This window comes from Bradyrhizobium sp. STM 3566 (genome assembly GCF_045571445.1).
GTDB classification, from domain to species: domain Bacteria; phylum Pseudomonadota; class Alphaproteobacteria; order Rhizobiales; family Xanthobacteraceae; genus Bradyrhizobium; species Bradyrhizobium vignae.
This window is the reverse complement of record NZ_CP120692.1, coordinates 5,036,373-5,059,400: the sequence shown is the minus strand read 5'-3', so window position 1 is coordinate 5,059,400 and position 23,028 is coordinate 5,036,373. Positions and strand designations below refer to the sequence as shown.

18 protein-coding genes and 1 pseudogene are annotated in these 23,028 nt (G+C 64.4%); 12 read left to right on the top strand and 7 right to left on the bottom strand.

Annotated elements, in window-relative coordinates; genetic code table 11:
• Positions 1-27: 27 nt before the first annotated feature.
• From P6U27_RS24380 to P6U27_RS24365, 4 genes are all read right to left on the bottom strand, one after another.
• Positions 28-1,101: a malate/lactate/ureidoglycolate dehydrogenase gene (locus P6U27_RS24380; RefSeq protein ID WP_122404277.1), complete on the bottom strand. Its 1,074-nt coding sequence runs from the start codon at positions 1,099-1,101 to the stop codon at positions 28-30.
• Positions 1,102-1,112: 11 nt separating this feature from the next.
• Positions 1,113-2,024, bottom strand: coding sequence for an NAD(P)-dependent oxidoreductase (locus P6U27_RS24375; RefSeq protein ID WP_122404276.1), 912 nt, complete (start codon positions 2,022-2,024; stop codon positions 1,113-1,115).
• A 12-nt stretch (positions 2,025-2,036) separates the two neighbouring features.
• On the bottom strand, positions 2,037-3,287 hold the full coding sequence (locus P6U27_RS24370) for a Zn-dependent hydrolase (RefSeq protein WP_122404275.1): 1,251 nt from the start codon (positions 3,285-3,287) through the stop codon (positions 2,037-2,039).
• Between the two features lie 124 nt (positions 3,288-3,411).
• Positions 3,412-4,329, bottom strand: coding sequence for a LysR family transcriptional regulator (locus P6U27_RS24365; protein ID WP_122404274.1), 918 nt, complete (start codon positions 4,327-4,329; stop codon positions 3,412-3,414).
• Between the two features lie 120 nt (positions 4,330-4,449).
• Here P6U27_RS24365 and P6U27_RS24360 point away from each other — a divergent pair, with 120 nt between their 5' ends.
• Positions 4,450-5,265: a putative hydro-lyase gene (locus tag P6U27_RS24360; protein ID WP_209295575.1), complete on the top strand. Its 816-nt coding sequence runs from the start codon at positions 4,450-4,452 to the stop codon at positions 5,263-5,265.
• Between the two features lie 9 nt (positions 5,266-5,274).
• Here P6U27_RS24360 and P6U27_RS24355 read toward each other — a convergent pair.
• Positions 5,275-6,035: pseudogene (locus tag P6U27_RS24355) on the bottom strand (IS5 family transposase).
• A 158-nt stretch (positions 6,036-6,193) separates the two neighbouring features.
• Between P6U27_RS24355 and P6U27_RS24350 the strand changes: the two are divergent.
• The 5 genes from P6U27_RS24350 to P6U27_RS24330 all read left to right on the top strand — a co-directional run bounded on the left by P6U27_RS24350 (position 6,194) and on the right by P6U27_RS24330 (position 10,902).
• Positions 6,194-7,438: an ABC transporter substrate-binding protein gene (locus P6U27_RS24350; RefSeq protein WP_162500370.1), complete on the top strand. Its 1,245-nt coding sequence runs from the start codon at positions 6,194-6,196 to the stop codon at positions 7,436-7,438.
• A gap of 231 nt (positions 7,439-7,669) precedes the next feature.
• Entirely contained in the window at positions 7,670-8,503 is an 834-nt protein-coding gene (locus tag P6U27_RS24345; RefSeq protein ID WP_244607688.1) for a branched-chain amino acid ABC transporter permease, read from the top strand.
• Positions 8,503-9,486, top strand: a complete 984-nt coding sequence (locus tag P6U27_RS24340) for a branched-chain amino acid ABC transporter permease (protein WP_122404270.1) — start codon at positions 8,503-8,505, stop codon at positions 9,484-9,486. Before P6U27_RS24345 ends, P6U27_RS24340 begins: the two co-directional genes overlap by 1 nt.
• Positions 9,483-10,214 carry an ABC transporter ATP-binding protein gene (locus P6U27_RS24335; RefSeq protein WP_122404269.1) on the top strand — a complete coding sequence of 244 codons (732 nt, stop codon included), beginning with the start codon at positions 9,483-9,485 and terminating at the stop codon, positions 10,212-10,214. Before P6U27_RS24340 ends, P6U27_RS24335 begins: the two co-directional genes overlap by 4 nt.
• A complete protein-coding gene (locus P6U27_RS24330; RefSeq protein WP_122404268.1) occupies positions 10,198-10,902 on the top strand; it encodes an ABC transporter ATP-binding protein in 705 nt (234 codons plus the stop codon). Before P6U27_RS24335 ends, P6U27_RS24330 begins: the two co-directional genes overlap by 17 nt.
• Before the next feature lie 234 nt (positions 10,903-11,136).
• Here P6U27_RS24330 and P6U27_RS24325 read toward each other — a convergent pair whose 3' ends face one another.
• Positions 11,137-11,811 (bottom strand): aldolase, encoded by a 675-nt coding sequence (locus P6U27_RS24325; protein WP_162500369.1) that lies wholly within the window; start codon positions 11,809-11,811, stop codon positions 11,137-11,139.
• A 102-nt stretch (positions 11,812-11,913) separates the two neighbouring features.
• Between P6U27_RS24325 and ltnD the strand changes: the two genes are divergently transcribed.
• The 6 genes from ltnD (at position 11,914) to P6U27_RS24295 (ending at position 21,298) form a co-directional block, all read left to right on the top strand.
• Positions 11,914-12,831, top strand: a complete 918-nt coding sequence (ltnD, locus tag P6U27_RS24320) for an L-threonate dehydrogenase (RefSeq protein ID WP_122404266.1) — start codon at positions 11,914-11,916, stop codon at positions 12,829-12,831.
• A 15-nt stretch (positions 12,832-12,846) separates the two neighbouring features.
• Entirely contained in the window at positions 12,847-13,629 is a 783-nt protein-coding gene (otnI, locus tag P6U27_RS24315; RefSeq protein ID WP_122404265.1) for a 2-oxo-tetronate isomerase, read from the top strand.
• The gene (gene otnK, locus P6U27_RS24310) at positions 13,626-14,900 is read left to right on the top strand and encodes a 3-oxo-tetronate kinase (RefSeq protein WP_122404264.1); all 1,275 of its coding nucleotides are present in this window, start codon (positions 13,626-13,628) and stop codon (positions 14,898-14,900) included. The genes otnI and otnK overlap by 4 nt, the downstream gene beginning before the upstream one ends.
• 168 nt (positions 14,901-15,068) lie before the next feature.
• Complete coding sequence (locus P6U27_RS24305; protein WP_122404263.1) at positions 15,069-16,760, top strand: methyl-accepting chemotaxis protein; 1,692 nt, start codon at positions 15,069-15,071, stop codon at positions 16,758-16,760.
• 169 nt (positions 16,761-16,929) lie between these two features.
• The gene (locus P6U27_RS24300) at positions 16,930-20,109 is read left to right on the top strand and encodes an efflux RND transporter permease subunit (RefSeq protein WP_122404262.1); all 3,180 of its coding nucleotides are present in this window, start codon (positions 16,930-16,932) and stop codon (positions 20,107-20,109) included.
• Positions 20,096-21,298: an efflux RND transporter periplasmic adaptor subunit gene (locus P6U27_RS24295; RefSeq protein WP_122404261.1), complete on the top strand. Its 1,203-nt coding sequence runs from the start codon at positions 20,096-20,098 to the stop codon at positions 21,296-21,298. Before P6U27_RS24300 ends, P6U27_RS24295 begins: the two co-directional genes overlap by 14 nt.
• A 199-nt stretch (positions 21,299-21,497) precedes the next feature.
• Here P6U27_RS24295 and P6U27_RS24290 read toward each other — a convergent pair whose 3' ends face one another.
• Entirely contained in the window at positions 21,498-23,015 is a 1,518-nt protein-coding gene (locus tag P6U27_RS24290; protein WP_122404260.1) for an acetyl-CoA acetyltransferase, read from the bottom strand.
• Positions 23,016-23,028 lie beyond the last annotated feature (13 nt).

Here is a 23,028-nt window from a genome sequence, read left to right as displayed (position 1 = left end):
CGGAACGCGCCAGCGTCCGACAGTTTATCACCCCACGATCTTCTCGATCGCCGCCTGATCCAGCCCGAACTTCTTCCCGGCTTCTAGAATCTCCTGCCAAGTGGTCGGATCGATCGGAATGCCTTCGGCAAGGCGCTTCGTCTTGGTCTCGCGCTCGGGATCGCCGGCGATCCTGACCTTGTCGACGCCGGGTGCGGGCGGCGAGCCGGTGTGCCAGGCGACGAAGCTCTCGACTTCGCGCGCGAGATTTTCGCCGGTGCCGAGCTTGCCCGGGTCGATGACGATCGAGAGCATGCCGTTGAGGACGTTGTACTTGCCGTCGGACGGACCCTTGACCACCTCTCCGCCGGAGAGGGCGCCGCCGAGGATTTCGCAGACCAACGCGAGGCCCGACCCCTTATGCTCGCCGAACGGCAGGATGGCGCCGTACGGGGGGATCACGGTGTAGCGCGGATTGACCGTGGGCTTGCCTTCATTGTCGATGATGGTGCCGGGCTCCAATTCGACGCCCTTGTTGTGGGCGACGCGGGTCTTGCCCTGCGCGATCCTGCTGGTGGCGAAGTCGAGCACGATGGGGTCCTTGCCCCTGCGCGGAATGCCGACGCAGAACGGGTTGGTGCCGTGGCGCGCATCGCTGCCGCCCCAGGGCGCCACGATCGGACGCGAGATCACGTTGACGAAATGGATCGACACCAGCCCGTGGTCGATGCACTGCTCGGCCCAGTGGCCGATGCGGCCGATGTGGTGCGAGTTGGAGAGGCCGACGAGACACACGCCGTTGCCCTTGGCGCGCTCGGCCGCCAGCTCCATCGCTTCATGGCCGATCACCTGGCCGTAGCCGGTGAGGCCGTCGAGGGTGAGGAGCGGACCGGTGTCGAGCACGATCTTGACGTGCTGGTTCACGGCGAGGCCGCCATTGGTGACGCTTTGGACATAGCGCGGGATCATGCCGACGCCGTGGGAGTCGTGTCCCTTCAGATTGGCCTCGACGAGGTTGGTGGACACGAGCTCGGCTTCGCGGTCCGAGGAGCCGCCGGCCTTGACGATGGCGCGGATGGCGTTGGTGAGCGGCTCTGGCTTGATGGTACGATAGTCGGCCATTGTTGTTGCTCTTATCCTTGCACGATGCGGCGGCAGTGGATCCAGGCCGCTTCAATCAGATTTTCGCTCGCTTCCGGCGTGCGGAATGCGGAATGCGCCGACAGCGTCACGTTCGGCAGCTTCGTCAGCGGATGATCGCCGGGCAACGGCTCGATGTTGAAGACATCGAGGCCGGCATGGCGGATGTGGCCGGATTTCAGCGCATCGATCATGGCGGCCTCGTCGACGATCGCGGCGCGGGCGGTGTTGACGAGGATGACACCGCGCTTCATCGCAAAGATTCTCTCGCGCGTGATCATGCCGCGGGTCTCATCGTTGAGCAGCAGATGCAGCGACACGACGTCGCTTCTGGCCAGCACCGTATCGAGATCGGTGAACTCGACCCCGGGATGGCTCTTGGGCGAGCGGTTCCAGGCGATCACCTTCATGCCTGAGCCGGACGCAATGCGCGCAACCTCGGCGGCGATACCGCCGAAGCCGATCAGGCCGAGGGTCTTGCCGGTGAGCTGCATGCCGTCCTCGCGCAGCCAGTTGCCGGCCCGCATCTCGCGGTCCATCATCGCGATGACGCGGGCCGAGGCCCACATCAGCGCGATCGCGGATTCGGCGACCGCCGTGTCGCCATAGCCCTTGATCAGATGGACGGAGATGCCGAGCTCGCTGAGCTCCTCCGGGTTCATGTAGCTGCGCGCGCCGGTGCCGAGGAACACGACGTGCTTCAAGCCGGTGCATTTCTTTGCCACCTCGGTTGGCAGCGCGGTGTGGTCGACGATGGCGATCTCGGCGCCATCGAGGATCTCAGGGTATTGCTCGGGCTTGATGTCGGGATCCCGGTTAATCCGGACCTTGGGATCATCAGGCTTGTTCAGCCGCTCCATGATCGCCGCGAGGGTTTCATTGGCGTCGACAAAAACTCCGCGCATGGTTCTCTCCGGTCAGGATGCGACGCCGGCGATCGCCAGCACGGTATGCATGAGGACGTTGGTGCCGGCGGCGCAGTCGCCCTGCGTGGCGTCCTCGAGCTCGTTGTGGCTGATGCCGTCCTTGCAGGGCACGAACACCATCGCCGCCGGCATGACGGTGTTGAGGTTGCAGGCGTCGTGGCCGGCACCGGAGGTGATGCGGCGGGAGGAATAGCCGAGCGTCTTCGCGGCGTTCTCGACTGCCGCAATCAGCTTCGGATCGAAATGCGTCGGCGCCTTGCGCCAGACCAGATCGATCTGGACCTCGACCTTGCGGCGTGCGGCGATGTCGGCAATCGCGGCGCGCAAATCGCGATCGAGCGCGTCCATGATGGCGCCATCCGCGCTGCGGCAGTCCATGGTGAAGGCGATCTCGCCGGGAATGACGTTGCGCGATGGGTTTGCGATCACGGCTTCGCCGATGGTGCCGACTGCGTTCGGTCCGTGCTTCTTCGCGATGGACTCCATCGCCAGTACGATCTCCGACAAGGTCGCCAGCGCATCGCGTCGCAGCAGCATCGGGGTCGAACCCGCATGGCTCTCGAAGCCGGAGATCTTGCCGTCATACCACAATACGCCCTGACCGGAATCGACCACGCCGATGGTCTTGCCCTCCGCTTCCAGAATTGGACCCTGCTCGATGTGCAATTCGACGAAGCAGCCGAGCTTCTGGAAGCCGACCGGCTTGTCGCCGCGATAACCGATGCTGTCGAGCGCCTGGCCGACGGTCGTGCCTTCGGCGTCCTTGCGCGACAAAATGTCGTCGGTGGTGAAGTCGCCGACATAGGCGGCAGAGGCCATCATCGCAGGTGCGAAGCGCGAGCCTTCCTCGTTGGTCCAGTTGACGACGCAGATCGGCGCCTCGGTCTCGATGCCGGCATCGTTCAGCGTGCGGATTACCTCCAGCGCGCCGAGCGTTCCCAAAATGCCGTCATACTTGCCGCCGGTCGGCTGGGTGTCGAGATGCGAGCCGATACCGACCGGCGGCTTCGACATGTCGCGTCCCTTGCGCAGGCCGAATATCGAGCCGAGCGCGTCGACGTGGACCTCCAGGCCGGCATCCTCGCAGGCCTTGCGGAACCAGTCGCGCACCTGTTTGTCTTCGCTGCTGAGCGTCAGCCGCCGCACACCGCCCTTGGCGGTCGCGCCGAATTGAGCAGTCTCGTGGATGGAGCCCCACAGGCGGGCGGAATCGATTTGCAGATTGGTGGCGGCTCGGCTCATGCGGTCAGTCCATTTTGGCTGTCGTTCGGGAGCGGCTCGAAGAGCCGAACCCGGAATCTCGAGATTCCGGGTTCGATGCTGTCGCATCGGCCCGGAATGACGTTGAAGGTTGTCCGGCGCTTGTTCAATGACGCGCCAGCGCGGGCGCGTCAACCGCGAGGCTGCTCTGCGCAATCTGCCGTGCGAGTTCGGCAACGCGCTCCACGGCGACGACGTCGGGCGAGGCGAGCCAGCTCGCGGTGAAGGTCAGCGGCGCGATCGCAAGATCGGTGTCGAGCAGTTGCAGCCGCCCGTCGGCAAGCTCGTTCTCGACGATGGCGTCGGGGATTACGGCGATACCGAGTCCCTCGACCGCCATATGGATGACCGTCGCCAGTGAGGCGGAGGCATGCAGGCGGATCGGCGGCAGCTCCGGGCGGTCGAACACCTCGCGCACGACTTCGTAAGGCTTGGTCTTGCGCGGGAACGTGATGATCGGAAACCGCGCAAGCTCCGCCGGCGTCACCGGCCCCTTGCCGAGCCCGAGCGAGGGGCTGGCGAGGAAGCCGATCGGATAATCGGCGAGCACGCGATTGTGCACACCGGAGGCGGACAACGGCCCCACCACGAAAGCGAGCTCGATCTCCTGCGCGAGCAGGCGCGCGGTCAGGTTCGGCGTGATGTCGACTTCGATCTCCAGCGACAGGTTCGGGTAGACCTCGTTCACGCTCTTCACGAGCCGCGGCAGCCAGGTGTGCACGATGGTCTCGGCGACGCCGAGCCGCATCACCCCGCGCATCGCCGAGCGGTCGCCGATCTCCGCCATCATCTGCGCGCGCAGGCCGATCAGCTTCTCCGCATAGACCATCATTTGCCGGCCGCTCGGCGTCGGCGAGGCGATGCGATGATCGCGGTTCAGGAGCTTCACGCCCATCTCGCGTTCGAGCTGGGCGATGCGCTGGGAGATCGCCGGCTGGGTGGTGTTGAGCCTTTGCGCGGCGCCACGAAAGCTGCCGAGCTTCACAACCCATAGGAACGTCTCGATCGACCTGAAGTCCAGCATTGGAAGGATTTTCCTAGTCGATAAATCAGATTTATCGAGATTGATTAGAAACGACGATTAGACTTTATAGCACGCTTGGTGTTGGCTTGTCTTTGTCGAGTTTATAGGCAGGTCGATCACATGACTGTTTTGGTGGCAGCGCAGCAAACTGAAACGCCCGACGCCCTTCCGAGCCGTAAGGCTCGGCTCGCCTACCGCGCGGGGCTGGTCGCCTCCACCGCCGGCGTCGCCCCCGGATACGTTCAGGGCAATCTGGCGATCCTGCCGGCGGAATATGCCGGCGCCTTTCACCGCTTCTGCCAGCTCAATCCGAAGCCGTGCCCGATCATCGGCATGTCCGACGTCGGCAGTCCTTTCATCCCGTCGCTCGGCGCCGATCTCGACATCCGCACCGACGTTCCCCGCTACCGCGTCTGGCGTGACGGCGAAGTCGTTGACGAGCCGACCGATGTGTCCAAGTATTGGCGCGACGATCTCGTGACCTTCGTGCTCGGTTGCTCCTTCTCGTTCGAGGAGGCGCTGCTGGAGGAGGGCATGCCGATCCGCCACATCGAGAAGAACGTGCGCGTGCCGATGTATCGCACCAACATCGCCTGTGGTGAGGCGGGACCGTTCGCCGGTCCCATGGTTGTGTCGATGCGTCCTTTCAAGCCGGCGGATGCGATCCGCGCGGTGCAGATCACCTCACGCTATCCCGCCGTGCACGGCGCGCCCGTGCATCTCGGCCATCCGCATCTGATCGGTATCAAGGACATTGCGAAGCCCGACTACGGCGATCCGGTGCCCGTCGCGGATGACGAGATCCCGGTGTTCTGGGCCTGTGGCGTGACGCCGCAATCGGTGATCAACGCCGCGAAGCTCCCATTCGCGATCACGCATTCGCCCGGCTTGATGCTGGTGACGGATCTCAAGAACAGGGCCATGGCCGTGATTTAGGGTTCAGACTCAATTGATCCAATAGGCGACGATGGCGGCGAGGTGCACGGCAGCCAAGAAGTTCCTGGCAAGTTTGTCGTAGCGAGTTGCGACACGCCTGAAATCCTTGAGCCGGCAGAAACAGCGCTCGATAACATTGCGCCCTTTGTAGGCGCGTTTGCTGAAGGTGTGGAGGGTCACCCTGTTGGATTTGTTTGGAATGACGGGCTTTGCGCCGCGATTGGCGATTTCGGCGCGAAAGCCGTCGCCATCGTAGCCTTTGTCCCCAATGAGGGCAGACATGGGCGGCGCGAGTTTCAAAAGGGCCGGCCCTGCGGCAATATCTGCGTCTTGTCCCGGAGTGAGATGAAATGCGCAAGGTCTGCAATCAGGGTCGCTCAGCGCGTGGATTTTCGTGGTCCGCCCACCGCGCGAGCGTCCGATCGCCTGTTCATGCTCCCCCCTTTTCCACCGCTCGCCGAGCGATGCGCCTTGATCGAGGTGGAGTCGATGGACAAGGTCACGCCATCCTTGCCGCAGCGGGCGAGCGCTTCAAAGATCGCCTGCCAATGTCCGCGCTTAGCCCAGCGATTGAAACGATTGTAGATCGTCGTGTAAGGACCATAGTCGGGCGGGCAATCGCGCCAGCGTGCGCCGCACTGAAGCATGTGAATGATACCGCTGATGATGCGTCGATCGTCATCGCGCGCCGGGCCGGTCTGGTTCGTTGGCAGATGCGGCTCGATCTGAGCCCACTGCTTGTCGTTCAGCCAGAACAGCCCTTTGCGCACCGAAGTCCCCCATCCCGAATCAACTTGGTGCGAAGGAATCAGAGATCGCTAATTAGGTACAGACCCTAGTGGGCAGCGTTTGCCGCTTCTTCAGGCTTTACCGAATCCATCAATCGCTTCATTCGATCGGCCGAAATTCAGTAACAGGGGACATTGCCATGACGATCACTCGCCGCGACGTGTTGTTGGGAGCCACCGCCACTGCCGCTCTGGTGCCGCTGGCAGCGCGCGCACAGACCTCGGAAGTCGTGATCGGCGTGATCTATCCGTTCTCCGGCGGCAGCGCGCAGCAGGGCGTCGACGCGCAGAAGGCCTATGAGACTGCGCTCGAGGTCATCAACAAGGACACTGATTTCGACCTGCCGCTGGCCAAGGGCGAGGGCCTGCCGGGTCTCGGCGGTGCGAAGATCCGTCTCGTGTTCGCCGACCACCAGGCCGATCCGCAGAAGGGCCGCGCCGAGGCCGAGCGCCTGATCACGCAAGAGAAGGTCTGCGCCATCATCGGCACCTATCAGAGCGCGGTGGCCGTCACCGTCAGCCAGATCTGCGAACGCTATCAGGTCCCGTTCGTTTCCGCCGACAACTCCTCGCCGAGCCTGCATCGCCGCGGCCTGAAATATTACTTCCGCGCTGCGCCGCATGACGAGATGTACTCGGCCGCGATGTTCGACTTCTTCGACGCCATGAAGAAGAAGGGCGCCAAGATCGAGACGCTGTCGTTGTTCCACGAGGACACCATCTTCGGCACCGATTCCGGCAATGCCCAGACCAAGATCGCCGGTGAGCGCGGCTACAAGATCGTCACCGACATCAAGTATCGCACCAACTCGCCCTCGCTCTCGGCCGAGGTGCAGCAGCTCAAGACCGCCAATGCGGACGTGCTGATGCCCTCGAGCTACACCACCGACGGCATCCTCTTGGTCAAGACCATGGCCGAGCTCGGCTACAAGCCGAATGCAATCGTGGCGCAGGACGCCGGCTTCTCCGAGAAGGCGCTCTATGATGCCGTCGGCGACAAGCTCGAAGGCGTGATCTCGCGTGGCACCTTCTCGCTCGACCTCGCGCAGAAGCGCCCGATGGTCGGCAAGATCAACGAGATGTTCAAGGCGCGCTCGGGCAAGGATTTCAACGACCTCACCTCGCGCCAGTTCATGGGCCTGATCATTCTCGCCGACGCCATCAGCCGCGCCAAGTCGACCGACGGCGAGAAGATCCGCGATGCGCTGGCGGCGACCGACATTCCGGGCGAGCAGACCATCATGCCCTGGAAGCGCGTCAAGTTCGACGAGATGGGCCAGAACAACGACGCCGACCCGGTGCTGCTGCAATATGTCGGCGGCAAGTTCGTCACCATCTTCCCGCCGCAAGCCGCGATCGCGGAGGCGATCTGGCCGATGAAGTAGGTGTTGGGGGGCAAGCATTTGGCAGTTTAGCCAATAGAGCTGCCTCACCGCACGTCATTGCGAGCGAAGCGAAGCAATCCAGAAATGGATCCACGGAGACAGTCTGGATTGCTTCGTCGCAAGGCCTCCTCGCAATGAGGAGGAGGTAGTTTCCGCGCTTATCCAGTCATTTGTGGGGGACGACTTTTGACAGCCCAAGCCATTATCCAAAGTCTCGCGAGCGGCCTTCTTATGGGCCTGCTCTATGGACTGATCGCGGTCGGCCTTGCGCTGATCTTCGGCCTGATGGACGTCGTGAACTTCGCCCATGGCGAGTTCCTGATGATCGCGATGTATGCGAGCTTCTTCCTGTTCGCATTCTTTGCCATCGATCCCTTGCTGTCGGCGCCGCTGGTCGCCGCGGCGCTCTTCGTGTTCGGGGCAGTGGTCTACCTGCTCGTTGTACGCTTCGCCATGCGGGCCAAGGCCAATGCCGGCATGGTGCAGATCTTCTCCACCTTCGGCCTCGCCATCGTGATGCGGGGCCTCGCGCAATTCTTCTTCACGCCGGACTATCGCAGCATTCCGCAGTCCTGGCTCGGCGGCAAGACGGTGTCGATCGCGGGCATCTTCCTGCCGGAGCCGCAGCTGATCGGCGCGCTGGTCTCGATTCTCGCCTTTGCCGGCCTCTACTTCTTCATCAATCGCACCGATTTCGGCCGCGCGCTGGAGGCGACGCGTGAGGATCCCGGCGCCGTCGCCCTCGTCGGCATCGACAAGAACCGCGTGTTCGCGCTCGGCTGGGGCTTGGGTGCCGCACTGGTCGGTCTCGCCGGCGCGATCATGGCGGTGTTCTTCTACATCTATCCCGACGTCGGCGCGTCCTTCGCCCTGATCGCCTATGTCACGGTGGCGCTCGGCGGCTTCGGCAGCGTGTTCGGCGCCTTCGCCGGTGGCATCATCGTCGGCCTCGTCGAGGCGGTTACGGCCCTGGTGCTGCCGCCATCGCTGAAGTCGGTCGGCATCTACGCCGTCTATCTCCTGGTCGTGTTCATTCGGCCGCGTGGCCTGTTCGGATCGATGTGATGGACAAGAATTTCGCTGCGCGGCGCCGCCGCGACCTCATCATCGCCGCGGTTCTGGCCGGGCTCGCGGCGCTGGCGCCGCTGTTCATCAAGGACGTCTACGTCCAGAACATCCTGATCCTGACCTTGATGTATGCGGCGCTGTCGCAGAGCTGGAACATCCTGTCCGGCTATTGCGGCCAGATCTCGCTGGGTCACGCGCTCTATTTCGGCATCGGCGCCTACACCACCGAGCTCTTGTTCACCAAGTTCGGCGTGCTGCCCTGGTTCGGCATGCTCGGCGGCGGCGTGATCGCCGCACTCATCGCGATGGGACTCGGCTATCCCTTCTTCCGCCTGCGCGGCCATTACTTCGTGATCGCGACCATCGTCATTGCCGAAATTGGCCTGCTGCTGTTCCAGAACTGGGAGTGGGCGGGAGCCGCGATGGGCATCACCATTCCGATCCGCGGCGACAGCTGGCTGAAATTCCAGTTCCTGCGCACCAAGCTGCCATACTTCTATTTCGCGCTGGCGCTCTGCTGCCTCGCCTGGTTCGTCACCTGGTGGCTGGAGGACTCCAAATGGGGCTTCTGGTGGCGCGCAGTGAAGGACAATCCGGAGGCGGCCGAGAGCCTCGGCGTCGTCGTGTTCAACTCCAAGATGGGCGCGGCCGCCGTTTCCGCCTTCCTGGTCGCGATCGGCGGGGCCTTCTATGCGCAGTTCCTCGCCTATATCGATCCTGAAAGCGTGATGGGCTTCCAGTTCTCGCTGCTGATGGCGCTGCCGGCCGTGCTCGGCGGCATCGGCACCCTCTGGGGGCCGGTGCTTGGCGCCGCCATCCTGATCCCGATGACGGAGCTGACGCGCTCCTATATCGGCGGCTCCGGTCGCGGCGTCGATCTCATCGTCTATGGTGCGCTGATCGTAGCGATCTCGCTGGCGTTGCCGCGAGGCTTGGTGAGCCTGTTCTCCCGTGCAAAACCGAAGGGAGCCACGCGATGACCGCACTCCTGGAAACCCGCGGCGTCTGGCAGCGCTTCGGCGGCCTGGTCGCCAACAGCGACGTCTCGATCTCGGTCGGCCGCGGCGAAATCGTCGGCCTAATCGGTCCGAACGGTGCCGGCAAGTCGACGCTGTTCAACCTCATCGCCGGCGTGCTGCCGCCGACCCAAGGCTCGATCTGGTTCGACGGTGAGGATGTCACCCACATGCCGGCGGCCGAGCGCTGCCAGCGCGGAGTGGGCCGCACCTTCCAGGTGGTCAAGAGTTTTGAGACCATGACCGTCGTCGACAACGTCATCGTCGGTGCGCTCGTGCGCAATACCGTGATGCGCGAAGCCCGTCGCAAGGCGCATGAGGTGCTCGAGTTCACCGGACTTGCCGGGCGCGCGGACGTGCTCGCGAGCGACCTCGTGCCGGCCGAGAAGCGCCGCCTCGAAGTCGCGCGCGCGCTCGCGACCGAGCCAAAGCTGCTGCTGCTCGACGAAGTCCTCACCGGTCTGACGCCGACCGAGGCGCAGACCGGCGTCGCGCTGGTGCGCAAAGTGCGCGATGCCGGCATCACCGTCTTGATGGTCGAGCATGTGATGGAGATCGTGATGCCCTTGGTCGACCGCGCCATCGTGCTCGACCTCGGCAAGGTGCTGGTCGAGGGCAAGCCTGCCGACGTGGTCCGCGATCCCAAGGTGATCAGCGCATATCTGGGAGATCGTCATGCTGTCGGTGCGTGAAGTCACGACGGCCTATCAGGGCCTGGTCGCGATCTCCGCGGTCTCGATCGAGGTCGAGAAGGGCGAGATCGTCTGCGTCGCCGGCGCCAACGGCGCGGGCAAGTCGACGCTGCTGAAATCCATCGCCGGCGCCGAACGTCCGCGTTCTGGCACGGTGACGTTCGACGGCAAGCGCCTCGAGGGGATGGCACAGCATCACATCACCGCAACGGGCATCGCCTATGTGCCGGAAAACCGCCGCCTGTTCCCGCGCCTGTCCGTGCGCGACAATCTTCGCCTCGGCAGCTATCTCTATCGCAGCGAAGCCGACCGCGAGGGGCCGCTCGATCTCGTCTTCAACCTGTTTCCGCGCCTCTCCGAGCGCCTGGAGCAGCGCGCCGAGACGCTAAGCGGCGGCGAGCAGCAGATGCTCGCCATCGGCCGCGCGCTGATGACGCGCCCGCGGCTCTTGATGCTGGACGAGCCGTCGCAGGGCATCATGCCGAAGCTGGTCGACGAGATCTTCCAGGCGGTGAAGCGCATCCGCGACGCCGGCATGACCGTGCTGATCGTCGAGCAGCGCATGGCCGAATGCCTCGAGATTGCCGACCGCGCCTACATCCTGCAGACCGGCCGCGTGCTGATGCAGGGCCCGTCCGCGGAGATCAAGGGCAATCCGGATGTGAGAAAGGCGTATCTGGGGCTGTAACCACAAGCGCGCTGCCGTAGCCCTGATGAGCGTAGCGATATCCGGGACGGGCGGTCCCACATGTCGCTGCGCTCATGCGGGCTACGATGATCGCCACAATCTCAGTCATTGCGAGCGTAGCGAAGCAATCCAGAATCCCTCCGCGGAAAGACTCTGGATTTCTTCGCGGAGCCTGTCATCGGGCCGCGCTTCGCGCGGACCCGTTGGCTCGCAATGACGAGCAGGGAGCCGGGCTCAATGCCCGTGCCCATGCTCGGGCAGCGTCACCCCGAACACCTTCACCAGATCCTTCACCTGCTCCGGCGACAAGTACCGCGGGTTCATCCCGCGCAGCAGCAGGTACAGCTTCGCCGTCTCCTCCAGTTCCTCCGTGGCGAACACCGCAGCCTCCAGCGTGTCGCCGGCGACGACCGGGCCGTGATTGGCGAGCAGCACGGATGAATATCTCCCGGCGAGACCCTTGATCGCATCCGCAACGGCCGGGTCGCCCGGGCGGTAATAGGGCACGAGGGCGGTGGCGCCGCATTTCATCAGGTAATAGGCCGTCATCGGCGGCAGCGCGGCACGCGGGTCGATCTCGGGCAGCATCGAAAGCGCGACCGAATGGGTGGAGTGCAGATGCACGATCGCCCGCGCAGTCCCGCGCGTGTCGTAGAGCGCCGTGTGCAGCGGAACTTCCTTGGTCGGCGCATCGCCCGAGACCAGCTGACCTCGGCTATCCAGCCGCGACAGCTTCGCAGGTTCGAGGAAGCCGAGCGAGGCGTTGGTCGGCGTCACCAGCCAGCCGCCATCGTCCAACCTGACGCTGATATTGCCGGAGGAGCCCGGCGTCAGCCCGCGCTCGAACAGGGACCGCCCGAAGCGGCAGATATCCTCGCGCAGCAATGTCTCGTTGCTCATGGCCGTCATGCCTGCTTGTCTCACGCTTTGGCAGCGCGGCCAAGCCGTGATATTCGGTTGCCAGGCTGCCGCAAAGGGCGGCTATTCGGGAAACGTTCAAGGGTCAGTTGCATGTCCGCCTCCACGTCACAAAATCAGCGTATCGCCGTCGTCGGGCTCGGCTCGATGGGTTTTGGCATGGCGACCTCGCTGAAGCGCGCCGGCCATGCCGTGACCGGCTGCGACGTCTCGGCGGATGCCGTCGCGCGCTTCGTGAAGGATGGCGGCGCGGGCGCCAGGACCCCGGCCGAAGCGGCCAAGGAGGCCGATATCGTCGTCAGCGTCGTCGTCAATGCGGCGCAGACTGAGGCGATCCTGTTCGGCAAGGATGGTGCCGCCGAGACCATGCCGAAGGACAGTGTCTTCATATCCTCCGCCACCATGGATCCCGACGTGGCGCGGCGCCTCGCCAAGCAGTTGGAGGCGACCGGCCGGCACTATCTGGATGCGCCGATCTCGGGCGGGGCCCAGCGCGCCGCGCAAGGCGAGTTGACGATTCTCGCCTCCGGTAGCTCCGCCGCTTTTGCCAAGGCGCGGCCCGCGCTTGATGCCATGGCGGCAAAGCTGTACGAGCTCGGCGATGCCGCCGGACAGGGCGCGGCGTTCAAGATGATCAACCAGCTTCTCGCCGGCGTCCACATTGCTGCCGCCAGCGAAGCCATGGCCTTTGCGGCCAAGCAGGGCCTCGACATCCGCAAGGTCTATGAGGTGATCACGGCATCCGCCGGCAATTCCTGGATGTTCGAGAACCGCATGCCGCATGTGCTGGACGGCGATTACACACCGCGAAGCGCGGTGGAGATCTTCGTCAAGGACCTTGGCATCATTCAGGACATGGCGCGCAGCGCCAGATTCCCGGTGCCGGTCTCTGCCGCAGCGCTCCAGATGTTCCTGATGACATCAGCCGCCGGCATGGGCCGCGACGACGATGCGTCGGTCGCGCGTATGTATGCGCAGGTCACCGGCGTCAAGCTGCCCGGCGACAAGTAAGCAAGAGGATCTGCAATGCCGCGTTTCGCCGCCAATCTCTCGATGATGTTCACCGAGGTGCCGTTCCTCGACCGCTTCGATGCCGCCGCGCAAGCGGGCTTCACTGCCGTCGAGTTCCTCTTTCCTTACGAGCATCCGGCCGAGGTGGTCGGCGAGCGGCTGCGGCGCAACGGCCTGACGCAGGCGCTGTTCAACTTGCCGCCCGGCGACTGGAACGCCGGCGAGAAGGGTTTTGCGGCGCTCCCGGCGCGATTCAATGATCTCAAGGCGAGCCTGGAGACGGCGCTGCCTTATGCCAAGGCGACCGGCGTCAAGCGGCTGCACCTGATGGCCGGCATCGCCAACCGCGGCGAGCGCGTCGCGATCGAGGCCTTCTACAAATCGGTGGCATGGACCGCGGAATTCTTCGCGCCGCACGGCATCGACGTCGTGATCGAGCCGATCAATGCGCGCAACGTGCCCGGCTACTTCCTCAACGATTTCGGCTTCGCACGTGATCTGATCCAGGAGCTGAGGCTCGCGAACCTGAAACTCCAGTTCGACATTTATCACTGCCAGATCATCCATGGCGACGTCACCATGCGGCTGCGCGAGATGATGCCGATCATCGGCCACATCCAGATTGCCAGCGTTCCCTCGCGCAACGAGCCTGACGGCGAGGAGTTGAACTATCCGTTCCTGTTCGAAGAGCTCGACCGGCTCGGCTATGCCGGCTTCGTCGGCTGCGAATACAATCCGCGCGGCAAGACCACCGACGGCCTCGCCTGGTTCAAGCCTTATGCTGGAGTGAAGTCGTGACACTTGCGTTGGGCTGCATCGCCGACGACTATACCGGCGCCTCCGACCTCGCCAATACGCTGACGCGCGCTGGCTTGCGCACCGTGCAGACCATCGGCGTGCCTGCCGACGATCTCGCGCTGCCCGAGGTCGACGCCGTCGTGGTGTCGCTGAAGAGCCGCTCGATCGAGGCGGGCCTTGCCGTGTCGCGCTCGCGTGCGGCGGAGGCGTGGCTGCGCGGCCGCGGCGCGGGCCACGTCTTGTTCAAGATTTGCTCGACCTTCGATTCCACCGATGCCGGCAATATCGGTCCCGTCATGGACGCGCTGCGCGCCGATTGCGGCGAGGGTGCCGTTCTGGTGACGCCGGCCTTCCCGGAGACCGGCCGTACCGTCTACCAGGGCAACCTCTTCGTCGGCGCCGTGCCGCTCAACGAGAGCCCGCTGAAGGACCATCCGCTCAACCCGATGCGCGATTCCAATCTGGTGCGCGTGCTGGCGCGTCAGAGCAGGACGCAGATCGGCCTCGTCGATCTCGCCACCGTCACGCGCGGGGCGGATGCCGTGCGGGCGCGACTGGCCGAGCTGGCGGGCAAGGGCATCGGCGCTGCGATCATCGACGCCGTGTTCGATCGCGACCTCGAGACCATCGGCCTTGTCGCCGCCGGACATCGGCTCTCGGTCGGTGCCTCCGGCATCGGCCTTGGGCTCGCGCGCGCGTTGGTGTCGACGGGCAAGGTCAAGTCGGCGTCACCGAGCGGCGAAACCGGCGCTGCGGTCGGCGGGCTGGCGGCCTGCCTTGCCGGAAGCTGCTCGCAGGCGACCCTTCAGCAGATCACCAACGCCGAGCGCATCATGCCGGTGCTTCATCTCGATCCAGACCGCATCATTATGGGGGCAGGCGAAGTGCAGCGCGCGCTGGACTGGGCAAGACCACGACTGGGCGAGGGTCCGGTGCTGATCGCATCGAGCTCGACACCCGATCAGGTCACCGCGCTGCAAGCGCGCCACGGTCGCGACGCCGCCGGCCATGCGATCGAGCAGGCCATGGCCGATATCGCAGAAAACCTCGTCAAATCAGGCGTGCGGCGACTGATCGTTGCCGGCGGCGAGACGTCCGGAGCCGTTGTCGATCGGTTGAAGATTCCCGGATTTCTCGTGGGAGTGGAAATTGCGGCAGGCGTTCCGGTGCTGCGCGCGGTCGGCGCCGAAAGCGACATGCTGCTCGCTCTGAAGTCCGGAAATTTCGGCGGCGGAGAGTTTTTCTCCGATGCGCTTATGCTCATGCGCTGAGCACAGTGCATTCTTTGCTGCCTGTTCATTTCATTGAGCTCCGTACTCGTACGGAGTCGCAGTTAACATTTGCGCAGGTGCTCTGGTGTTGGATGTCGGTGCCGCTCCTTTTAGTTGATTCGTAAAGTTTCCGGACGCGCCACCGCGTCAGCACAAAGAGACCCGATTATGCTCGCCACCATTTCCATCCGCGCCAAGATTATCAGCGTCGTGGCGTTCCTGCTGGTCGTGATGGCCGGCATGGGGCTGCTCGCCGTCATGAAGATGCGGACGATCAACGCCAACACCGTCGATATCACCACGAACTGGATGCCCAGCGTCCGCGTGATCGGCGACCTCCGTGCCGGCGTCATCACCTACCGCAACGTGATCCGCGAGCACATGCTGGCGGAGACACTGGAGGAAAAGCTTGCGGCCGAGAAAACCCTGGCAACAGTGGTCGAGGCGAACACGAAGTTCCGCAAGTCTTATGAGGGTATGATCGCCTCGCCCGAAGAGAGAGCACTGTACAGCGAGTGGTCGAAAAAGTGGGAAGAGTACAAGAATGGCACCCAGGAAGTCATGGCGCTGTCGCGCCGGGATGCCAACAAGATCCCGCACGACGCGCACGAGCTGGACAGCAAGACAGTCAACAAGATCGGGCTTGAGGCCGATGCCATCCTGGCCAAGGATATCGAGCTCAACACCAAGGGCGGTGATCAGGCCGCTGCGGATGCCGCCGATACCTTCTATTACGCCTTCATGCTGGTTGCGATCATCCTGGGCGCCGCCGTCATCTCCGGCATCAGTGTCGGCTTCTACCTCGTCCGCGACGTCTCCAGCGGCATCAATTCCATCATCCAGCCGATGCAAGCGCTCGGCAAGGGCGACCTTTCCGCCGAAGTCCCGCATCGCGGCGAGAAGACCGAGATCGGCGCCATGGCCGACGTGCTCCAGATCTTCAAGGAGGCGCTGATCGCCAAGAAGGCCGCGGACGAAGCCGCCGCGGCCGATGCCGAGGCCAAGATCGAGCGCGGCCGCCGCGTCGACAACATCACGCGCGAATTCGAAACGATGATCGGGGAGATCGTCCAGACCGTGTCGTCGGCCTCGAGCCAGTTAGAGGCCTCCGCCTCGACCCTGACTGCGACCGCCGACCGCTCGCAGCGGCTTGCGACCACGGTTGCCGGTGCTTCGGAGGAAGCCTCGACCAACGTGCAATCGGTGGCCTCGGCCACGGAGGAGATGGCGTCGTCGGTCGGCGAGATCAGCCGTCAGGTGCAGGAATCGGCGCGGATGGCGGGCGATGCCGTCGGCCAGGCGCGTGCCACCACCGAGCGCGTCAGCGAACTCTCCAAAGCCGCCTCGCGCATCGGGGATGTCGTCGAGCTGATCAACACCATCGCCGGCCAGACCAATCTCCTGGCGCTGAATGCCACCATCGAGGCGGCGCGCGCGGGCGAAGCCGGTCGCGGCTTCGCTGTCGTCGCCTCCGAGGTGAAGGCGCTAGCCGAGCAGACCGCGAAGGCGACCGGCGAAATCGGCCAGCAGATTTCCGGCATCCAGGCGGCGACCAACGACTCGGTCGGTGCGATCAGGGAGATTTCCTCGACCATCGAACGTCTGTCGGAGATCTCGTCGGCGATCGCGGCGGCGGTGGAAGAGCAGGGCGCGGCGACGCAGGAGATCGCCCGCAACGTGCAGCAGGCCGCGCAGGGCACCCAGCAGGTGTCGTCCAACATCACCGACGTTCAGCGCGGTGCGACCGAGACCGGCACAGCCTCCTCGCAGGTGCTGTCGGCGGCCCAGATGCTGTCGAACGATTCGAACCGGCTCAAGACCGAGGTCGGCAAGTTCCTCGCCAACGTCCGTGCGGCGTAGGACGCGCAGCTGCATGGCTGCGATGTAGATTCCGCAGTGCGGTAGCAGGGAAGTGAATGCGTGAAAGCCGCCGGAGGTTAGCGTTTCCGGCGGTGCTCAGGTAAAGGGGACGGAGGATCCCCGTGGGGGCGGATTCCGTATCCCTGCCTGACCTGGAATTTCCTGGCGCATGATTGCTCTGGTCCGTATTGCCCTGAGCCGGCCTTATACGTTCGTCGTGCTGGCGCTGCTGCTGCTGATCATCGGACCGCTCGCGGCGCTGCGGACCCCGACCGACATCTTCCCGGACATCCGCATTCCCGTGATCGGCGTGGTCTGGCAGTATACCGGGCTGCCGCCGGATCAGATGTCAGGCCGCATCACCACGCCCTTCCAGCGCGCACTGACGACCACCGTCAACGACATCGAGCACATCACGGCCAACTCCTACAACGGTTTTGGCATCATCAAGATCTTCTTCCAACCTAACGTCGACATCCGCACCGCCAACGCGCAGGTGACCGCGATTTCGCAGACGCTGCTCAAGCAGATGCCGCCGGGTGCGACGCCGCCCTTGATCCTGAACTACTCGGCTTCTACCGTACCGATCATCCAGGTGGCGTTGTCAGGTGAGGGGCTCACCGAGCAAAACCTCGCCGACATCGGCATCAACCAGCTTCGCACCCCGCTGGTCACCGTGCCTGGCGCTGCGATTCCCTATCCATTCGGCGGCAAGCAGCGCCAGGTCCAGATCGACCTCGATCCGACCGCGCTCCAGGCCCGCGGCCTGTCCGGCCAGGACGTCGCCAATGCGCTTGCCGCGCAAAACCTGATCACGCCGGTCGGCACCCAGAAGATCGGCCAGTTCGAATACAACATCCAGCTCAATAACTCGCCGCTTCGGATCGACGAGCTCGGCAACCTGCCGATCAAGACCGTCAACGGCGCCATGGTCTATGTGCGCGACGTCGCCACCGTGCGTGACGGCAATCCGCCGCAGACCAACATCGTCCATGTCGACGGCAACCGCTCGGTGCTGATGATGGTGCTGAAGGCGGGCGCGACCTCGACGCTCGATATCATCGCCGGCATCAAGCAGAAGGTCATCGACGTCAAGGATCAGTTGCCCGACGCGCTCAGAATCGGCTTCATCGGCGACCAGTCGGTGTTCGTCCGTGGCGCGATCGAGGGCGTCGCCTTCGAGGGCGTGATCGCGGCGCTGCTGACCAGCGTCATGATCCTGTTGTTCCTCGGTAGCTGGCGCTCGACCATCATCATCGCGGTCTCGATCCCGCTCTCGGTGTTGGGCGCCATCATCATGCTGTCGGCGATCGGCGAGACGCTGAACATCATGACGCTCGGCGGCCTCGCGCTTGCGGTCGGCATCCTCGTCGACGACGCCACCGTCACCATAGAGAACATCAACTACCATCTGGAGCAGGGCAAGCCGGTCGAGCAGTCGATCCTCGACGGCGCCAACCAGATCGTGACGCCGGCGTTCGTGTCGCTGCTCTGCATCTGCATCGTGTTCGTGCCGATGTTCTTCCTGACCGGCGTCGCGCGCTTCCTGTTCGTGCCGATGGCTGAAGCGGTGATGTTCGCGATGATCTGGTCGTTCATCCTGTCGCGCACTTTGGTGCCGACCATGGCGAACTACCTCCTGCAGGCGCATGTCCATCACGAGGGCGCTCCGCCGAAGTCGCGCAATCCTTTTGTCTGGTTCCAGCGCGGTTTCGAGGCACGGTTCGAGCGCGTCCGCGGCTTCTATCGCGGGCTGCTGGGCCTTGCACTGGCGCATCGCGCGGTGTTCGCGATCGGCTTCGTCTGCGTGGTCGGCGCGTCCTTCGCGCTGGTGCCGTTCCTCGGCCGGAATTTCTTTCCCGCGGTCGATGCCGGCAACATCCTGATGCATGTCCGCACGCAAGTGGGCACCCGCGTCGAGGAGACCGCCAATCAGCTCGCCGACGTGCAGAAAGCAGTCCGCAAGCTGATCCCCGGCGAGATCGAGACCATGACCGACAATATCGGCATGCCGATCTCCGGCATCAACATGACCTACAACAACACCGGCGTGATCGGCCCGCAGGACGGTGACATCCAGATCAAGCTGAAGGAAGGCCACAAGCCGACCGAAGAGCACGTCAAGGTGCTGCGTGAGCAATTGCCGCGGCTGTTCCCCGGCGTCAGCTTCGCGTTCCTGCCGGCCGACATCGTCAGCCAGATCCTGAATTTCGGCGCGCCGGCGCCGATCGACCTGCAAATCCGCGGCGCCAATCTCAGTGCCAACTTCGCCTATGCCAACAACCTGCTGGCCAAGGTCCGCAAGATTCCGGGCGTCGCCGATGCGCGCATCCAGCAGTCGCCGAACAATCCGACCTTCAACATCGATGTCGATCGCACCCGCGCGCAATATGTCGGCCTGACCGAGCGCGACGTCACCAACAGCCTCGTGGTCAATCTCGCCGGCTCCTCGCAGGTGGCGCCGACCTACTACCTCAATCCTGATAACGGCGTGTCCTACTCGATCGTGATGCAGACGCCGCAATACCAGATCGACTCGCTCAGTGCGCTGCAGACGCTGCCGATCACGGCTGCCGGCAATGCGCAGTCGCCGATCCTCGGCGGCATCGCCGACATCAAGCGTTCGACCTCGAGCGCGGTGGTGTCGCAATACGACATCCAGTCGATGGTGCAGATCTTTGCCACGACCTCGGGCCGCGACCTCGGCGCGGTCGCCGCCGACATCCGAAAAGTGATCGCCGACACCGCCAAGGAGGTTCCGAAGGGCTCGTCCGTGGTGCTGCTCGGCCAGGTGCAGACCATGAACAGCGCCTTCACCGGACTCTTGTTCGGCCTGCTCGGGGCCGTCGTGCTGATCTATCTCCTGATCGTCGTGAACTTCCAGTCGTGGTCCGATCCGTTCGTGATCATCACCGCGCTGCCGGCCGCGCTCGCCGGCATCGTCTGGATGCTGTTCACGACGGAGACCACCCTGTCGGTTCCGGCGCTCACCGGCGCGATCATGTGCATGGGCGTTGCCACCGCCAATAGCGTGCTCGTGATCTCCTTCGCGCGTGAGCGCTACGAGGAGCTCGGCGATCCCATCGCCGCCGCGCTCGAAGCCGGCTTCGTCCGGTTCCGCCCCGTCCTGATGACCGCGCTCGCCATGATCATCGGCATGGCGCCGATGGCGCTGGGGCTCGGCGAAGGCGGCGAGCAGAATGCGCCGCTCGGCCGCGCCGTGATCGGCGGCCTGATCTTTGCAACCTTCGCCACGCTGATGTTCGTTCCCGTGGTGTTCAGCATGGTCCACAAGAAACAAGGCGTCAAAGCCGCCGCCGCATTGGAGACTCCGCATGTCCCCCACTGAACCCCGCTCGGCGGTGTCGCACCGGAAACTGGGCATCTTCGGCGTGATGGCGTTGATTGCGGCGGGCCTTGTCGTCGGCACCGGCATCAGGGCCCGCGAGGAGCAGGGCATCAAGCTGAAAGAATGGACTGACGACCAGGCCGTTCCGAGCGTGGCGGTGACGCTGCCCAGCGCCAAGGACCTCAACGCCACCATCGATCTGCCGGGCCGATTGGAAGCCTACTACCGCGCGCCGATCTTCGCGCGCGTCTCGGGCTATCTGAAGAGCTGGAGTGCCGACATCGGTGCCCGTGTCAAAGCCGGCCAGGTGATTGCCGAGATCGAGGCGCCCGATCTCGATCAGCAGCTGCTGCAGGCGCGCGCCGACCTCGCCAGCCAGCAGGCCAGCGCCAGGTTGTCGGAGGCAACGCTCAACCGGCGCAAGACGCTGGTCGCCTCCAACTTCGTCTCGGCGCAGGAGATCGACGAACGCACCGCCGACCTCTCCAACAAGAAGGCGGCCGTCAATTCGGGGCAAGCCAATGTCGAGCGGCTGGAAGCGCTCGCCGGCTACAAGAAGATCACCGCGCCGTTCGACGGTGTCGTCACCGCGCGCGACACCGACGTCGGCGCGCTGATCAATGCCGGCGGCGGTTCGGGGCCGGCGATGTTCGTGATATCAGACATCACCAAGCTGCGCGTCTACGTCAACGTGCCCCAGAACTACGTGCCTGCGATCAAGATCGGCGCCAAGGCCACCATCACGCTGCCGGAATATCCAAACCGGACCTTCCAGGCGACGGTGGAGGCCTCCTCGCAGGCCGTCGATGTCGCCTCCGGCACCACGCGCATGCAGCTCGGGCTCGACAATTCCTCAGGCGAGCTGATGCCTGGCGGCTATGCCAGTGTGAAGCTGAACCTGCAGCATGACGCCGCGCCGCTCAGCATTCCCGCCAGCGCCCTGATCTTCAACGGCAGCGGCCTGCGTGTGGCCACCGTCGGCGCGGACGACAAGGTGCGGTTCAAAACGGTGGCGATCGCCCGCGATCTCGGCCGCGAGATCGAGCTGGCCTCGGGGATTACCGCGGATGACCGCGTCATCACCGCTCCGCCGGATGGCTTGTCGGATGGCGATCCGGTTCGCGTCGTTGGCGCCGGCGCCAAGGGCAAGCCGGCGACCGCGTCCGAGAAGCAGCCGCCGCGGAGCTAAGGCATGATCCGGAAAAGTGCGAAGCGGTTTTCCGGAAAGATCATGCGTAAACAACAAGCTAAAGCGCGATGACGATTCATCCAAATCTCATCGCGCTTTAGGTCAGTCCAGTGCCCGGGACGCAGCGCAGCATGAAATGATGCGCTGCTGCGCCGGGACCCATCTCTCTCCCAGCGGTACACGTTGCTGTCTGAGTCAGCTACGCCACCCGCCACTCCGGCACGCCATCCGCAGCCATCGCTACCTCACCGAGCGAGCCCACCGGCGTGCGATCCATGTCGAGCAGATGCGCCAGCGTCGCACTATCGCTCGCCGGAATCCGCGCCAGCGTACGCCGATCATCGGTCGTGCGCAGCATCACCACGCCATGCTCGACATCGCCGCCGCGGCCGTAGAGCACGGTAAAGCTCTCGACTTTGCCCTTGCCTGAGGCCTCCGTGACGAACTCCGGCACCGCGTGCTTGTTGCGGTCCGCTTCGCCTTGCACGCTCGTCTCCTGCGCCAGAGTCTCGCGGGGCGCCGTCTTCGACACCACCAGCGCGTGATGCTTGGTGACGAAGCCGCCCTGGCCGTAGAGCAGGCCGAGTCTTGCGCCACCGCGCACACGCCGCACCATCGCGCAGGCCGCATGCGTCATGTAGGTGTTGAGCGGAGCGCCAAAGAAGGTGAGGCCGCCGGTCACGGTCGGCTGCACGTCGGCAGAAAGGCCCAGCGTCCGCCGCGCCATCTTGGGTACGCACGGAAAGCAGCTGTAGAGCTCGATCGCGTCGAATTTCCTGCCGTCGCCGCCGGCGATGTCCATCACGCTTCTGAGCACCGCGTTCTGCGGATGGCTCTCGTAAAACTGGTCGCGCAACAGATAATCGCGCGGCTCTTCCGCCGAGGCGCCGCCGAGCGGATAGACCAGCTTATCTTGCGCGATACCGAGTGCCCGCGCCTTGGCAAGGCTCGTGAGCAGCAGGGCACCACCCATGTTGACGCTGGGATTGGCGACCATCAGCTTGTTATAGGGCCACGCGATCAGGCGGTTGTCGGCGGTCGGGGTCGTGATCTCCTCGGGCACATAGCGCCGCTTCAGCCAGGCATTGGGATTTTGTGCGGCGGCTTCCGAATAGCGCGACCACAGCGTGCCGGACTCCGCCATCGCCTCGCGCGGCGTCTGGCCCCAATGCGCAGCGGAGGCCGCCTCGTAGAAGGGATAGACCGTGACCGGGCGGAACACGCCGAGCTTCACCGCCAGCGGCTTCTGGAACGCCGCGCCGCGCTTGGGCTCCTCGACATCATGGGCGAACGGCGTCCATGGCAGCTTGACGCCGGCGCGCTCCGCCTTGGTCGCGGTCGACTGCGCCTCCGCGCCGCACACTGCGGCGACGCCGCATTCCCCGCGCGCGATGCGCTTGGACGCTTCGTGGACGTAGCGGACCGGACTCTCGCCGCCGACCGGGCCGTAATAGCAATGCGCGGGCGAGATGCCGAAGCGCTGCGCCAGGAGCTTCTCCGGATCGCGATAGCGCCAGCTCAGGAAGTTGACGACGTCGAGCGACTGCACCTCGCCGAGCAGCTTTGCGCCGGCATCAGCCTCGGCGCGCCGCAGTGCCTGTTCGAGCAGATCGAGCGGCTCGAGACCATCGGTGATCTCTTTCGGGCGGTCGACGATCTCGCCAATGCCGACGATGACGGGGATGCGGTCTTCGGAGATGGGGTTCTTGTCAGTCATAATCTCGATTCAC

Excerpts from the sequence above, each read along its gene's own strand:
- P6U27_RS24345 (WP_244607688.1), top strand. The coding sequence starts at position 7,670 with ATGGGCCTGCTCTATGGACTGATCGCGGTCGGCCTTGCGCTGATCTTC.
- P6U27_RS24305 (WP_122404263.1), top strand. The coding sequence starts at position 15,069 with ATGCTCGCCACCATTTCCATCCGCGCCAAGATTATCAGCGTCGTGGCG.
- P6U27_RS24330 (WP_122404268.1), top strand. The coding sequence starts at position 10,198 with ATGCTGTCGGTGCGTGAAGTCACGACGGCCTATCAGGGCCTGGTCGCG.
- P6U27_RS24360 (WP_209295575.1), top strand. The coding sequence starts at position 4,450 with ATGACTGTTTTGGTGGCAGCGCAGCAAACTGAAACGCCCGACGCCCTT.
- P6U27_RS24365 (WP_122404274.1), bottom strand. The coding sequence starts at position 4,329 with ATGCTGGACTTCAGGTCGATCGAGACGTTCCTATGGGTTGTGAAGCTC.
- P6U27_RS24370 (WP_122404275.1), bottom strand. The coding sequence starts at position 3,287 with ATGAGCCGAGCCGCCACCAATCTGCAAATCGATTCCGCCCGCCTGTGG.
- P6U27_RS24290 (WP_122404260.1), bottom strand. The coding sequence starts at position 23,015 with ATGACTGACAAGAACCCCATCTCCGAAGACCGCATCCCCGTCATCGTC.
- P6U27_RS24380 (WP_122404277.1), bottom strand. The coding sequence starts at position 1,101 with ATGGCCGACTATCGTACCATCAAGCCAGAGCCGCTCACCAACGCCATC.
- P6U27_RS24300 (WP_122404262.1), top strand. The coding sequence starts at position 16,930 with ATGATTGCTCTGGTCCGTATTGCCCTGAGCCGGCCTTATACGTTCGTC.
- P6U27_RS24325 (WP_162500369.1), bottom strand. The coding sequence starts at position 11,811 with ATGACGGCCATGAGCAACGAGACATTGCTGCGCGAGGATATCTGCCGC.
- P6U27_RS24340 (WP_122404270.1), top strand. The coding sequence starts at position 8,503 with ATGGACAAGAATTTCGCTGCGCGGCGCCGCCGCGACCTCATCATCGCC.
- P6U27_RS24295 (WP_122404261.1), top strand. The coding sequence starts at position 20,096 with ATGTCCCCCACTGAACCCCGCTCGGCGGTGTCGCACCGGAAACTGGGC.
- otnI (WP_122404265.1), top strand. The coding sequence starts at position 12,847 with ATGCCGCGTTTCGCCGCCAATCTCTCGATGATGTTCACCGAGGTGCCG.
- P6U27_RS24350 (WP_162500370.1), top strand. The coding sequence starts at position 6,194 with ATGACGATCACTCGCCGCGACGTGTTGTTGGGAGCCACCGCCACTGCC.
- ltnD (WP_122404266.1), top strand. The coding sequence starts at position 11,914 with ATGTCCGCCTCCACGTCACAAAATCAGCGTATCGCCGTCGTCGGGCTC.
- P6U27_RS24335 (WP_122404269.1), top strand. The coding sequence starts at position 9,483 with ATGACCGCACTCCTGGAAACCCGCGGCGTCTGGCAGCGCTTCGGCGGC.
- P6U27_RS24375 (WP_122404276.1), bottom strand. The coding sequence starts at position 2,024 with ATGCGCGGAGTTTTTGTCGACGCCAATGAAACCCTCGCGGCGATCATG.